Origin of the sequence: Streptomyces sp. NPDC087270, assembly GCF_044744625.1 — a bacterium.
Classification (GTDB): Bacteria; Actinomycetota; Actinomycetes; order Streptomycetales; family Streptomycetaceae; genus Actinacidiphila.
This window is the reverse complement of sequence record NZ_JBIUYR010000021.1, coordinates 45,088-58,351: the sequence shown is the minus strand read 5'-3', so window position 1 is coordinate 58,351 and position 13,264 is coordinate 45,088. Positions and strand designations below refer to the sequence as shown.

Sequence of the window (13,264 nt, the reverse complement as noted above, 5' to 3'; positions counted from 1 at the left end):
CCCGGCGGGCTCCGACCCGGCGGGCTCCGACCCGGCGGGCGCTGCCAGTGCCGGTGCCGGTGCCGAAGACTCTCCCGGGCAGAGCACCTCGACGCCGGGCTCCTCGGAGCGAGGCGCCCCCGAACGAGGCGCCCCCGAACGAGGCGCCCCCGAACGAGGCGCCGGCGACCAGGGCACGCCCGGCACGGACCCGAGCCCGTCCGGCAACCGGCTGACCTCCGCGGCGTGAGGCTCTTCACGGCGGTCCTGCCGCCCGCCGCCGCGGTGGCCGAACTCACCGCCGCGCTCGCACCCCTGCGGCGCCTGCCCGGCGCCCAGGACCTGCGGTGGACCGTCGCCGGGGGCTGGCACCTCACCCTCGCCTTCCTCGGTGAGGTGCCCGACGGCGTACGTCCCGAACTCGACGAACGTCTCGCCCGCGCCGCCCGCCGGCACGATCCGCTCACCCTGCGGCTCGCCGGCGGCGGCCACTTCGGCGGCAGCGCCCTGTGGATCGGCGCCGAGGGCGACCTGCCGGCCCTGTCCCACCTCGCCGCGTCGGTCCAGGCCGCGGGCCGCCGCGCCGGGGTGCCCCACGACGCCGAGCGGCACGCCTTCCGCGCCCACCTGACGCTCGCCCGTGTCCCGCGCTCCACCACGGTGCCGCTGCGGCCCTTCGCGGACGCCCTGGCCGCCTTCCGCGGCTCGCCCTGGACCGTCGGCACCCTCGCCCTGGTCGCCAGCGTCCTTCCGAGCTCCGGCGTACCGGGCGAGCAGCCCCGCTACGACACCGTGGCCACCTGGCCGCTCGGCCGTACCCCGGGCCCGGGCGGCGGACCGGCTCCCACGGACGGCTAACCTCGAAGCGTGGACCCCAAGACCCGTACCCGTGTGATGACCGCCGCCTTCGTCCTGATGCTGGCGGTGGTGGTCGTGGCCGCCGCGGTCCACTGACCCCGGCGGCCCACGCACACTCCTGGGGCGAGTCCGCGAGCGCCGCCCGCGCGCCCGCTTCCTTCGCCCTCAGGGCTACCAGGCGAAGGACTCCGGGGACGGCCCGGGGCCGGGGAAGATCTCGTCCAGGGACGCCAGGAACTCCTCCGACAGCTCCAACTCCACCGCCCGCAGCGCCGAGTCGAGCTGCGCCTGCACCCGCGGACCCACGATCGGCCCGGTCACGCCCGGCCGGGTCAGCAGCCACGCCAGGCCCACGTCGCCGGGGTCGACGCCGTGCTTGTCGCAGAGGTCCTCGTACGCCTGGATCTGGTCGCGCTGCTGCGGCGACTTCAGGGCGTCCGCGCTGCGGCCCGCGGTGGAGCGCGCCCCACCGCCCTCGCGCTGCTTGCGCAGCGCCCCGCCGAGCAGGCCGCCGTGCAGCGGCGACCACGGGATCACCCCGAGGCCGTAGTGCTGCGCGGAGGGGATGACCTCCATCTCCGCGTCCCGCACCGCCAGGTTGTACAGGCACTGCTCGCTGACCAGGCCGAGCGAGTTGCGCCGGGCCGCTGCTTCGTTGGCCTGGGCGATGTGCCAGCCGGCGAAGTTGCTGGACCCGGCGTAGAGGATCTTGCCCTGCTGCACCAGGACGTCGATCGCCTGCCAGATCTCCTCCCACGGCGTGTTCCGGTCCACGTGGTGGAACTGGTAGATGTCGATGTAGTCGGTGCCGAGCCGCTTGAGGCTGGCCTCCACCGCGCGGCGGATGTTCAGCGCGGAGAGCCGGTCGTAGTTGGGCCAGTCGGCGTCCTCGGCCGCCATGTTGCCGTAGACCTTGGTGGCCAGCACGACCTTGTCCCGGCGGCCGCCGCCCTGCGCGAACCAGCTGCCGATGATCTCCTCGGTGCGGCCCTTGTCCGCGCCCCAGCCGTAGACGTTGGCGGTGTCGAAGTAGTTGATCCCGGCGGCGAGAGCCGAGTCCATGATGGCGTGGCTGTCCGCCTCGTCGGTCTGCGGACCGAAGTTCATCGTGCCGAGAACCAGGCGGCTGACCTTGAGGCCGGAACGTCCGAGCTGTGTGTACTCCATAGCCTCAAGCCAAGCTCTTGGAGTGCGCTCGAATCAAGAGGGGCACTCGGCCGCGGGACCGTCTGTGACCGGATGGCACGCTTGGCCCATGCGTACGTACCTGCCGGCCGCCGCCGCCGGTGCCGCCGTCGTCCTGAGCTGCGCCTGGGCCGTGCCCGCGAGTGCCGACAGCGGGCCGGCGGTGGCCTTCCGGATCAGCGACCCGCGGATCACCGAGTCCAGCGGCCTCGCCGCCAGCCGGCTGCACCCGGGGGTGTACTGGACGCACAACGACAGCGGCGACGGGCCCTACGTCTACGGCGTCGACGCGGCCACCGGGAAGACCGTCGCCACCCTCACCATGCGCGGGGTCCACGCCCGCGACGTGGAGGCGATCTCGCTGGGCCCCGACGGCGACCTGTACGTCGCGGACACCGGCGACAACCTCAACTCCTGGCCCGAGGTGTGGATCTACCGCTTCCCCGAACCGCGCGACCTGACCAGCCGGACCGTCGACGTCACCCGCTTCACCGTCCGGTACGAGGACGGCCCCCGCGACGCCGAGGCACTGATGGTGCAGCCCACCACCGGCCGGGTCTACATCGCCAGCAAGAACCAGAAGGGCGGTCACCTCTACGAGGGCCCCGCCGCACTGAGCGCCCGCGGGGTGAACGTCTTCCACCGGATCGGCGATGTCCCCTGGGTGACCGACGGCGCCTTCTCCCCGGACGGCAGCCGCCTGGTGCTGCGCGGGTACCTCTGGTCCGCCGTCTACCGCTGGGCCGACGGCCGGCCGCACAGGATCGACTCCCTCACCGTGCCGATACAGCCGCAGGGCGAGTCCGTCACCTTCACCCGCGACGGACGCTCGCTGCTGTACGGCAGCGAGGGGAAGGACAGCAAGGTGTGGAAGGCGACGCTCGGTGGCGAGGAACTGCCCGACGACGTCGCACAGTCCGCCGGCGCCACCGCGCGGACGGACACCTCCCCGACCGTGACCGGCTCGCCTGGGGGCAGCCCGTCGCGGCGTCCCACTGCCGGCACCGGCGCCAACAAGGCCGAGAACTCCGGCGGGAGGACGGTCGGTTTCGTCCTGCTCGCCGTGATCGCCGCCGCCGGGTACGGCCTGCGCAGGCTGGGGCGCCTGCGCCGCAGGCGGGACTGACCCTCCGTCATACCCCGCCGGCGTCCCGCCGACGGGGCCGCCCGCCGTGCGGCGGCCCCGGGACGGATCAGCAGGTCACCGCAGCGGTCAGAGCTGCTCGATGACGTAGTCGACGCACGCGGTGAGCGCCTCGACGTCGGACGGCTCGACGGCCGGGAACATCGCGATCCGCAGCTGGTTGCGGCCCAGCTTGCGGTAGGGCTCGGTGTCCACGATGCCGTTGGCCCGCAGCACCTTCGCCACCGCGGCGGCGTCGATGCCGTCCTCGAAGTCGATGGTGCCGACGACCTGGGAACGCTGCGCCGGGTCGGCCACGAACGGCGTCGCGTACGACGCCTTCTCCGCCCAGCCGTACAGCCGCGAGGAGGAGTCGGCAGTGCGCTTGACCGCCCAGTCCAGACCGCCCTGGCCGTTGATCCACTCGAGCTGCTCCTTGAGCAGGAACAGCGTGGACAGCGCGGGGGTGTTGTACGTCTGGTTCTTCAGCGAGTTGTCGATCGCGGTCGGCAGGTCGAAGAACGCGGGGATGTGCCGTCCCGACTCCGCGATCGACGCGGCGCGCTCCAGGGCGGCCGGCGAGAACACCGCCAGCCACAGGCCGCCGTCGGCCGCGAAGGACTTCTGCGGCGCGAAGTAGTACACGTCGGTCTCGGTGATGTCGACCGGCAGGCCGCCCGCACCGGAGGTGGCGTCCACCACGACGAGCGCGTCGTCGTCCGCGCCCGCGACCCGGCGGATCGGCGCCGCGACGCCCGTGGACGTCTCGTTGTGGGTCAGGGCGTACACGTCGACGCCCGCCTCCGCCACCGGCTCCGGGTGGGTGCCCGGCTCGGACTTCACGACCGTCGGGTCCGCCAGCCACGGCGCCTGGAGGGACGCCTTCGCGAACTTCGAGGAGAACTCGCCGAACGACAGGTGCTGCGACTTCGCGCTGATCAGCCCGTGAGTGGCGACGTCCCAGAAGGCGGTGGACCCGCCGTTGCCGAGCACCACTTCGTAGCCTTCAGGGAGCGAGAACAGCGCGCGCACGCCGTCCCGGACCTGCCCGACCAGGTTCTTCACCGGCGCTTGGCGGTGAGAGGTGCCCAGCAGGGACGTCCCGGTGGCGGCCAGCGCGTCGAGCGCCTGCGTCCGCACCTTGGAGGGGCCCGACCCGAACCGTCCGTCGGCGGGCTTGATGTCAGCGGGGATCTCAATATCGGCCACGTCCGCAGCGTAGTCCGTTACGGGCGGGTTGCCGCCGGCGTTCCATCCGATGAGACGGTGCGTCCCCCACCTGTGATAGCGGCGGACGGGGGCGCCGTTACGCCCCGCCGGATCGCCGCGCACCCCCGCCGGGCCGCAGCGCGGCAAGCTGGACCCATGACGGTTGCCATGCCCCCCGGGGCCGAGCGGGCACTGCGCGCGGCGGTACGCGGCGAGGTCGCCTGCGACGCCGGTACACGCGCGCTGATGACGATGGACGCGTCCAACTACCGCCGGGTGCCGTTGGCGGTGGTCGCGCCCCGGGACGCCGACGACGTGGCCGCGGCACTGGCGGTGTGCCGCGAACACGGCCTGCCGGTGGTGCCGCGCGGCGGGGGCACCTCCATCGCCGGGCAGGCCACCGGCACCGGCGTCGTGCTGGACTTCACCCGTCACATGAACCGGGTCCTCGCGCTGGACCCCGAGGCGGGCACCGCCCGCGTGCAGCCGGGTGTGGTGCTGGACGATCTGCGGGCCGCGGCCGGCCGGCACGGACTCACCTTCGGCCCCGACCCGTCCACCCACAGCCGCTGCACCCTGGGCGGCATGATCGGCAACAACGCCTGCGGGGCGCACTCGGTGGCCTGGGGCACCACCGCCGACAACGTGCGCGCACTGGACGTGCTCACCTACCGGAGCGAGCGGGTCCGGCTCGACGGCGCCCTCACCGCCGACGCGCCGCCCCGGCTGCGCGACGGCCTGCGGACCCTGGCCGACGAGCACCTGGCGCTGCTGCGTACCGGATTCCCGCAACTGCCCCGCCGGATCTCCGGCTACGCCCTCGACCGGCTGCTGCCCGAGCACGGCCGCGACGCGGCCCGGGCCTTCACCGGGAGCGAGGGCACCCTCGGGGTGCTCACCGAGGCGACGGTGCGGCTGGTCCGGGCCCCGGCCGCCCGTGTGCTCGCCGTCCTCGGCTACCCCGACGAGTCCGCCGCCGCGGACGCCGCGCATCTCCTGCTGCCGCACGGCCCGTTGACGGTGGAGGGGATGGCCGCAGACCTGGTCGGGGAGGCCGGCCGGACCCTGCCGCGCGGCGGGGCCTGGCTCTTCGTCGAGGTCGGCGGCGACGACCCGGACGACGCGCTGGCCCACGCGCGGGAGTTGTGCGGCGCGGCCGAGGGCATGACCGGTCATGCCCTGGTGGCCGACCCGGTCCGGCAGCGCTCCCTGTGGCGGATCAGGGAGGACGCCGCCGGCACCGCCACCCGGATGCCCGACGGCACCGAGGCGTGGCCGGGCTGGGAGGACTGCGCGGTGCCTCCGGCCCGACTGGGCGCGTATCTGCGGGACTTCCGCGCCCTGCTGGCCGAACACGGGCTGCGCGGCACGCCCTACGGCCACTTCGGCGACGGCTGCGTCCACGCGCGCATCGACTTCGACCTGGTGGACAAGGCCGGGGTCGCGCGCTTCCGTCGCTTCTCCGAGGCCGCCGCGGACCTGGTCGTCTCGCACGGCGGCTCGCTCTCCGGCGAACACGGCGACGGGCAGGCGCGCGCCGAGTTCCTGCCGAAGATGTACGGCCCGGAGTTGATCGCTCTCTTTGCAGTTTTCAAGGACCTCTGGGACCCCGACGCCGGGATGAATCCGGGGATGCTCGTGCGTCCCGCGACAAGTGTCAGCAATCTGCGGTTCTCGGTGCTACCCCCTTCGAATGACCGGAGGGTCGCCATGGAATTCACGCGAACAGGTGATGGAGATGATTTTCCGGCCGCGGTCCGGCGCTGTGTCGGCGTCGGAAAATGCCGTACGGCGACGCTTCCGGAGGGCGGTTCCGACGTCATGTGCCCGTCATTCCGGGCGACCGGAGAGGAGCGCCACTCCACGCGCGGCCGGGCCCGGCTGCTGCACGAAATGCTCGCCGGCGAGCTGATCGAGGACGGCTGGCGCTCCACGGAAGTGCGCGACGCGCTCGATCTTTGCTTGTCCTGCAAGGGCTGTCGCAGTGACTGCCCGGTCGAAGTCGACATGGCCACGTACAAAGCGGAGTTCCTGCACCGCCACTACCGGGGGCGGCTGAGGCCGCGCTCGCACTACGCGATGGGATGGCTCCCGGTGTGGTTGCGGTGGGCCGCGCCGTTTGCCGGGCCGCTCAATCTCCTTGGCAGAGCGCGGTCAACGAGCTGGCTCGCGAAGCGCCTCGCGGGAGTCGCCGCCGAGCGGAAAATGCCCGAACTCGCGTCCGAGACATTCACTCGATGGTGGCATGGGTCCGACACGGACGGGCTAACCGACGGGCCTCCCGACGGCCCCGCCGAGCTCCGCGGAGCGGCCGGAACCGTCCGGCCCGAGCCCTCCGCGGACACCCGGGTCACGCCCGCGGGCCCCGCCGTCGTCCTGTGGCCGGACACGTTCACCGACCACCTCGCGCCCGAGGTCGGCCGGGCCGCGGTCCGCGTGCTGCGGGCCGCGGGGCTGCGGGTGCGGATTCCCGACGCGCCGGTCTGCTGCGGCCTGACCTGGGTGTCCACCGGCCAGCTCACCCGCGCCAAGGCCGTCATGCGCCGCACCCTCGACCGGCTCGCACCGCTCCTCGACGCCGGTCTGCCGCTGGTCGTCCTCGAACCGAGCTGCGCCGCCGCGCTCCGCGCCGACCTGCCCGAACTCCTCGGCGCCGACGACCCGCGCGCCCACCGCCTCGCCGCGTCCGTGCGCACCTTCGCGGAAGCACTGGAGGAGTACGCGCCGAACTGGGAGCCGCCGCGGCTGGACCGGGCCGCCACCGGCCAGACGCACTGCCACCAGCACGCCGTGCTCGGTGACGCGGCCGACCGCAGGCTGCGCGAGCGGGCCGGACTGACCGGCGCCATGGTCGGCGGCTGCTGCGGTCTGGCCGGCAACTTCGGCTTCGAGGAAGGCCACTACGAGGTCTCGGTGGCCTGCGCGGAGGAAGCGCTGCTGCCCGCGGTCCGGTCGGCCGGCCCCGGCACCGCCGTCCTCGCGGACGGGTTCTCCTGCCGCACCCAGATCGCCCAACTCGCCGGCGTCGAGGCCCGCCACCTCGCGGAACTCCTCGCCGACGCGCTGCCTCCGGAGACCCGTCGCTGACGCCCGACCGACCCCGACCCGACGGTGTCCCCAGGGGGCGCGGGTGACTGCGTTCCGGAGACGGGCGGGGCCGAACTTGCCGGTCCCGCCCGCCCCCGGCGGGTCAGTGAGCCACGTCGGGGAAGCCCTCGACGTCCTTGACGCTGCGGGTGCCGGGCCCGATGTAGCGGGCCGAGGGCCGCACCAGCCGGCCGGTGCGCTTCTGCTCCAGGATGTGGGCCGACCAACCGGCCGTGCGGGCGCAGGTGAACATCGAGGTGAACATGTGCGCGGGCACCTCCGCGAAGTCCAGCATGATCGCGGCCCAGAACTCGACGTTCGTGGCCAGCACCCGGTCCGGCCGCCTGGCGTGCAGCTCGGCGAGTGCCGCCTTCTCGAGGGCTTCGGCGACTTCGTAGCGCGGCGCGCCCAACTCACGGGCGGTGCGCCGAAGCACCCGGGCCCGCGGGTCCTCCGCGCGGTAGACGCGGTGGCCGAAGCCCATCAGCCGCTCGCCCCGGTCCAGCGCGGCCTTCACGTAGCCCTCCGCGTCGCCGGTGCGCTCGATCTCCTCGATCATGCCGAGCACGCGGGACGGCGCCCCGCCGTGCAGCGGCCCGGACATGGCGCCCACCGCGCCGGACAGCGCGGCGGCCACGTCGGCGCCGGTCGAGGCGATCACCCGGGCGGTGAACGTCGAGGCGTTCATGCCGTGCTCGGCCGCCGACGTCCAGTACGCGTCCACCGCCGCGACGTGCTTGGGGTCCGGCTCGCCGCGCCAGCGGATCATGAAACGCTCGGTGATCGACTGCGCCTTGTCGATCTCCCGCTGCGGCACCATCGGCAGCCCCTGGCCGCGGGCGGACTGGGCGACGTACGACAGCGCCATCACCGCCGCGCGGGCGAGGTTGTCCCTGGCCGCCTCCGCGTCGATGTCGAGCAGGGGTTTGAGGCCCCACACGGGCGCCAGCATGGCCAGCGCGGACTGCACGTCGACCCGGATGTCCCCGGAGTGCACCGGGATCGGGAACGGCTCGGCGGGCGGCAGGCCGGGGTTGAAGCGGCCGTCGACCAGCAGGCCCCACACGTTCCCGAACGAGACGTGGCCGACCAGTTCCTCGATGTCGACCCCGCGGTAGCGCAGCGAGCCGCCTTCCTTGTCCGGTTCTGCGATCTCCGTCTCGAACGCGACGACTCCTTCGAGTCCCGGTACGAAGTCGGACATGGGGCGGCTCCTTCACGATCACGGCTCTGTGCTTGTCTCCCCGTCATGCCCCGTAGCCGGTCAGGTCACCCCGCCGAGCGGGGTTCCGCGGCTGGTGACATCCGGCACACGGGGTCACCATGGGACCGCCCGCGCCGCGGTCCTGCAAGATGTGCGCGTGCACGAACCTCTCCGGCAAGATGACCAGACCGCTCCGCGTCCGGGTGACGACGACCCCGCGGCCATGCGCAAGCAGTACCGCGCGGCAGGGCTCACCGAGGCCGAGCTGGCCGCCGATCCCTACCGGCAGTTCGCCCGGTGGTTCGCCGACGCCGTGCGGGCCGCGGCACGCGGGGAACTCGCGGAGCCCAACGCCATGGTCGTCTCGACGGCCGGACCGGACGGGGTGCCCAGCTCCCGCACGGTGCTGCTCAAGGGCTACGACGAGGGTGGATTCGTCTTCTTCAGCAACCACGGCTCGCGCAAGGGCCGTGAGCTGGCCGCCAACCCGTACGTCTCGCTGCTCTTCCCCTGGCACCCCATTGCCCGCCAGGTGATCGTCAGCGGCACCGCGGTAAGGACCACCGCCCAGGAGACCGAGGCTTACTTCCACAGCCGTCCGCACGGCTCGCAGATCGGTGCCCACGCCAGCCGGCAGTCCTCCGTCGTCGCCTCCCGCGCCACGTTGGAGGAGAGGTACGCCGAGCTGGCCGGGCGCTGGCCGGAAGGCAGCGAGGTACCGGTGCCGCCGTACTGGGGCGGATACCGGGTACGCGCCCGCGCCGTCGAGTTCTGGCAGGGCCGGGAGAACCGGCTGCACGACCGGCTGCGGTACGTGTCCGGCGCCGACGGCGGGTGGTCCGTGGAGCGCCTGGAACCCTAGGCGCTCAGCACCCCAGCGCCCGGTCCCTGACGCCAGGGCGCTCAGGGAGCGAAAAAACGGAACGACCCGCGGGCTGCTCCCCGGAGCCGGATGGCTCCGGGCACCGGCCGGACAAGTCCGACGAGCCCGCGGGTCGGGTGAACTGCGTGGGATTGGCGAGCATCACGCACGCCCAAGTGCGCGGAGCTAGCCCGCAGTCACCTCACGTGTCCGAGTGCAACTCATGCTTCAGACCACCTCCCTTCGTGTGTGCCGCAACAGTAAGAACCTCACGGGGGAAGGCACAAGCCATTTATCCAAACGGCCTGTGACGCGGCCCACACGAGGGTTGAATGTTGTGACGTGCAGCCTTTCGATGCGCAATCCAAGGGTGACGAGCAGCTTCTCGCGGCGCTTCTCGACGGTATGGAGGCGGGCTTGTGCGCCTTCGACCGCAAGGGGGTCGTCACCCACTGGAACGCCGAGGCCACCCGCATTCTCGGCTGGAGCGCGGCGGACGCCATAGGAAGGCGCGGATTCGACGGCTGGGCGGCCCGAGCCCCGGACGCCAGGCAGGCGGAGCAGCGGCTGCTGGCAGCCATGAGCGCGGACGGACGCCGGGTGCACGAGTTCGCGCTGGTCACCAAGGACGGCAGGCGCGTCCTGGTCCGCACCCAGTCGGCGGCCGTCCTGGGGCCCGACGGGCAGCCCAACGGCGTGTACTGCGCCTTCTCCGAGGTCGACGCCCAGATCGACCTGGAACGCTCCGTCGCCCTGAGCGAGTCGCTCTTCGACGACGCTTCCTGGGGCGTGGTGCTCGTCGACGCCGACCTGCGGCCCGCCCAGGTCAACGCCCACGCCGTCCGGATGCTGCGGGCGGGCCGGGAGGGCGTGCTCGGCCGTCCGCTGGGCGACCTGCTCGGCCAGGGCGCGGAGCAACTGGAGAGCACGCTCCAGCACGTGCTCGCGGAGGGCGCGCCGCCCGCCTCCACCGACCTGTGGGTGAGCCTGCGGGGTGACAGTGCCGGCACCCGGCACTGCTGGCGCAGCGGCTTCGTGCGGCTGGGGTCGCCGCTGGGGGAGGAGCCGGTGCCCTTGGGCGTCGGGTGGCTGTTCGCCGACATCACCGAGCAGAAGAGCGCCGAGCACGAGAGCGCCCGGGTCCGCTTCCGCTACCAGCAGTTGCATCGCGCGGACCGGGCCGCCGCGGAGTGCGAGGGCGCCCTGGAGGCGGCGGTGCTCCACCTGGACTTCGCGCTCGCCGGGTTCGCCGACCACGCGCTGGTGGACCGGGCCGACGGTGCCGGACGGCTGGTGCGGATCATCGCCACCCCGGAGGCGGAGCCGGGCCCCGGGCGCCCTGCCGAGGGCAATGTCGTCCCCGTCGGCTACCGGCGCGACCACCCCGCCTGCCAGGCCGTCGAACGGCTGGGCACCGTACGCACCAGCTTCGGGGCACCCGACGCCGAGCGGGCCGCGCCCCGGGACCGTACCGACGCGTGGGCCGAGGCCAGGCAGTGGCCGACGGGCACCGTGCACGGGCTGGCCACGGTGCTGCGCAGCAGGGGCCGTACGGTCGGCGCGCTGACGTTTCTGCGGGGCGCCGGGCGCCGGCTGTTCGACCGGGCGGACGCCGCATATGCCGAGGACGTCGCCGCCAGGGTCGCGATGGCGCTGGACCTGGCGGGGGTGGCGGGCCCGGCGGAGCGGCCGGACGTCGCGGCGGACGGGGACCGGGACGGGCCCGGTGGGCGCTGAGCGCGCCGCGAGCCCGGCTCCTCGGTCCGGCGCCGGCGGGCGGGCAGCGCGGCCCGCGCACCGGGCCGGCGGCTCTCAGCGCCGCCGGCGGGCCTCAGCGTCGGAAGAAGATCCGGTCGCGGTACTCCTCGAAGACGCGGCCGTTCCACTCGTGGCCGCCGTCCACGTTGCCCGAGCGGATCATCGGGGGGACCGCGCCGCGGGCGGCGAGGTCGGTGGCGGCGGTCGCCATCACGGCCTGCATCAGGGCGCTGGTGACGACGGTGGAGGCCGGAGCGAAGGGCGCGGGAATCCGGTCGTCGGCCAGTTCGGCGTCGCCGACCGGGATCTTGGAGTCCACCACGATGTCGCAGTGGTCCTTCAGGAAAGTGCCGGTCGAGTGCCGGGAACCGGTCTCCCGGGCGTATGCGAGCGAGGTCACACCGATGACGGTCATGCCCAGGGCGCGGGCGTTCTGCGCCATCTCGATCGGCAGGGTGTTGCGGCCGGACAGCGAGATCACGAAGAGCACGTCGCCCGCGCGGGCCGGACTGGTGTCCAGGGCGGCACCCGCCAGCCCCTCGACGCGCTCCAGGGCGCTGCCCAGGGTGGCGGGGACCACATCGACGCCGACGACACCGGGGACGGAGAGTAGGTTGACCAGGGCGAGGCCGCCCGCACGGTACACCACGTCCTGGGCGGGCAGCGAGGAGTGGCCTGCCCCGAAGGCGAAGATCCGGCCGCCCGCGGTGATCGCGTCAGCGACCGCGGCGGCGGCCTGCCGGACGGATTCGCCCTCCTCGTCGCGGGCCCGGCGAAGTAGTGCGATCGCGGCGTCGAAATAGCGCTCGGCCGGTTCCTGGCGGGGGTCGGTCATGCGGATCACCGTGCTGCCAGGCCCTGGCCGGTGTCAAGAAAACCAGCGTGCGGCGGAGCTGTCCGGTCGGCGCGGAGTCCGATGTCCGTGGGATGAGTCAGAATTGTGGCGGGGCCACGCACGAGTAAATGAGGGGCGCGCATGTCCGGACTGATCGACACGACGGAGATGTATCTCCGCACCATTTTGGAGCTGGAGGAGGAAGGTGTGGTTCCGATGCGCGCTCGGATCGCCGAGCGGCTCGACCAGAGCGGGCCCACGGTCTCCCAGACCGTGGCACGCATGGAACGCGACGGGCTGCTGCACGTCGCGGGGGACCGGCACCTGGAACTCACCGACGAGGGGCGCCGCACGGCGACGCGGGTGATGCGCAAGCACCGCATCGCCGAATGCCTGCTGGTCGACGTGATCGGCCTGGAGTGGGAGCAGGTGCACGCCGAGGCGTGCCGCTGGGAGCACGTGATGAGCGAGGCCGTGGAGCGGCGGGTGCTGGAGATCCTGCGGCACCCCACCGAGTCGCCGTACGGCAACCCGATCCCGGGCCTTGAGGAGCTGGGCGAGGCCACGGAGGCGGACCCCTTCCTTGAGGAGGGCATGGTCAGCCTCAGCGAACTCAACCCCGGCAGCGCCGGCGCGAGCGTGGTGGTCCGCAGGATCGGGGAGCCGATCCAGACCGACGCGCAGGTCATGCACACGCTGCGGCGGGCCGGCGTGCAGCCGGGCGCCGTGGTGAGCGTGACGGGTTCGGCGGGCGGCGTCCTGGTCGGCAGCGGCGGCGAGGCCGCCGAGCTGGACCCCGAGATCGCCTCGTACGTCTTCGTCGCCAAGCGGTAGGGCGCGTCACACACCAGGACGCGCCATCTGTGCGGTGCGCCGGGTGGTGCGTCCGGTGCGCCGCGGGACAAGGCGAGGCCCCGGTGCCGCGTGCGGCACCGGGGCTCTTCCCTCCCCTCGCCCCTCCCCTGCGATCCCCGAAGGACCCGGGACCCCGAGCTTCCCGAGACCTCCCCGCGACCCGCTTCCCCTGCACGCCGCGTCCCGTTCAAGTCCTCCCCTCGGCCCACACGGCCAATCCTTGAGCGCTGTCACTCGAACGAGCGGTGTTGGGCGCGTGAGCCCCATGTTCGAATAGAAGTTCGATAGCGTTGCCGGTGCAAGGGATCA

At 73.2% G+C, this 13,264-nt stretch carries 10 protein-coding genes; 6 read left to right on the top strand and 4 right to left on the bottom strand.

The features are described from left to right. Positions 1-225: 225 nt before the first annotated feature. Positions 226-837 carry an RNA 2',3'-cyclic phosphodiesterase gene (gene thpR / locus ACIPAE_RS32810; RefSeq protein ID WP_402450274.1) on the top strand — a complete coding sequence of 204 codons (612 nt, stop codon included), beginning with the start codon at positions 226-228 and terminating at the stop codon, positions 835-837. Between the two features lie 171 nt (positions 838-1,008). Here the strand turns inward: thpR and ACIPAE_RS32805 are convergent, their stop codons facing one another. Continuing rightward, positions 1,009-2,004 (bottom strand): aldo/keto reductase, encoded by a 996-nt coding sequence (locus ACIPAE_RS32805; protein ID WP_329368261.1) that lies wholly within the window; start codon positions 2,002-2,004, stop codon positions 1,009-1,011. An 88-nt stretch (positions 2,005-2,092) separates the two neighbouring features. Here ACIPAE_RS32805 and ACIPAE_RS32800 point away from each other — a divergent pair, with 88 nt between their 5' ends. Further along, positions 2,093-3,148 (top strand): hypothetical protein, encoded by a 1,056-nt coding sequence (locus ACIPAE_RS32800; protein ID WP_402450271.1) that lies wholly within the window; start codon positions 2,093-2,095, stop codon positions 3,146-3,148. Between the two features lie 87 nt (positions 3,149-3,235). Here the strand turns inward: ACIPAE_RS32800 and serC are convergent, their stop codons facing one another. After that, positions 3,236-4,354 (bottom strand): phosphoserine transaminase, encoded by a 1,119-nt coding sequence (serC, locus tag ACIPAE_RS32795; RefSeq protein WP_366409847.1) that lies wholly within the window; start codon positions 4,352-4,354, stop codon positions 3,236-3,238. Between the two features lie 156 nt (positions 4,355-4,510). Here serC and ACIPAE_RS32790 point away from each other — a divergent pair, with 156 nt between their 5' ends. Next, complete coding sequence (locus tag ACIPAE_RS32790; RefSeq protein WP_402450269.1) at positions 4,511-7,441, top strand: FAD-linked oxidase C-terminal domain-containing protein; 2,931 nt, start codon at positions 4,511-4,513, stop codon at positions 7,439-7,441. Positions 7,442-7,544: 103 nt separating this feature from the next. Here ACIPAE_RS32790 and ACIPAE_RS32785 read toward each other — a convergent pair whose 3' ends face one another. Then, positions 7,545-8,645 carry a citrate synthase 2 gene (locus tag ACIPAE_RS32785; RefSeq protein WP_329368269.1) on the bottom strand — a complete coding sequence of 367 codons (1,101 nt, stop codon included), beginning with the start codon at positions 8,643-8,645 and terminating at the stop codon, positions 7,545-7,547. A gap of 223 nt (positions 8,646-8,868) precedes the next feature. Between ACIPAE_RS32785 and pdxH the strand changes: the two genes are divergently transcribed. Then, the gene (gene pdxH, locus ACIPAE_RS32780) at positions 8,869-9,507 is read left to right on the top strand and encodes a pyridoxamine 5'-phosphate oxidase (protein ID WP_402450416.1); all 639 of its coding nucleotides are present in this window, start codon (positions 8,869-8,871) and stop codon (positions 9,505-9,507) included. 342 nt (positions 9,508-9,849) lie between these two features. After that, entirely contained in the window at positions 9,850-11,244 is a 1,395-nt protein-coding gene (locus ACIPAE_RS32775; RefSeq protein ID WP_402450267.1) for a PAS domain-containing protein, read from the top strand. Positions 11,245-11,338: 94 nt separating this feature from the next. Here ACIPAE_RS32775 and ACIPAE_RS32770 read toward each other — a convergent pair whose 3' ends face one another. Next, on the bottom strand, positions 11,339-12,100 hold the full coding sequence (locus ACIPAE_RS32770) for an SIS domain-containing protein (RefSeq protein WP_366409850.1): 762 nt from the start codon (positions 12,098-12,100) through the stop codon (positions 11,339-11,341). Between the two features lie 141 nt (positions 12,101-12,241). Here ACIPAE_RS32770 and ACIPAE_RS32765 point away from each other — a divergent pair, with 141 nt between their 5' ends. Further along, a complete protein-coding gene (locus ACIPAE_RS32765) occupies positions 12,242-12,934 on the top strand; it encodes a metal-dependent transcriptional regulator (RefSeq protein ID WP_329368274.1) in 693 nt (230 codons plus the stop codon). Positions 12,935-13,264: the final 330 nt, after the last annotated feature.

Coding starts and splice junctions, on each gene's coding strand:
- pdxH (WP_402450416.1), top strand. CDS start 8,869: ATGCGCAAGCAGTACCGCGCGGCAGGGCTCACCGAGGCCGAGCTGGCC.
- ACIPAE_RS32790 (WP_402450269.1), top strand. CDS start 4,511: ATGACGGTTGCCATGCCCCCCGGGGCCGAGCGGGCACTGCGCGCGGCG.
- ACIPAE_RS32770 (WP_366409850.1), bottom strand. CDS start 12,100: ATGACCGACCCCCGCCAGGAACCGGCCGAGCGCTATTTCGACGCCGCG.
- ACIPAE_RS32785 (WP_329368269.1), bottom strand. CDS start 8,645: ATGTCCGACTTCGTACCGGGACTCGAAGGAGTCGTCGCGTTCGAGACG.
- ACIPAE_RS32765 (WP_329368274.1), top strand. CDS start 12,242: ATGTCCGGACTGATCGACACGACGGAGATGTATCTCCGCACCATTTTG.
- ACIPAE_RS32800 (WP_402450271.1), top strand. CDS start 2,093: ATGCGTACGTACCTGCCGGCCGCCGCCGCCGGTGCCGCCGTCGTCCTG.
- ACIPAE_RS32805 (WP_329368261.1), bottom strand. CDS start 2,004: ATGGAGTACACACAGCTCGGACGTTCCGGCCTCAAGGTCAGCCGCCTG.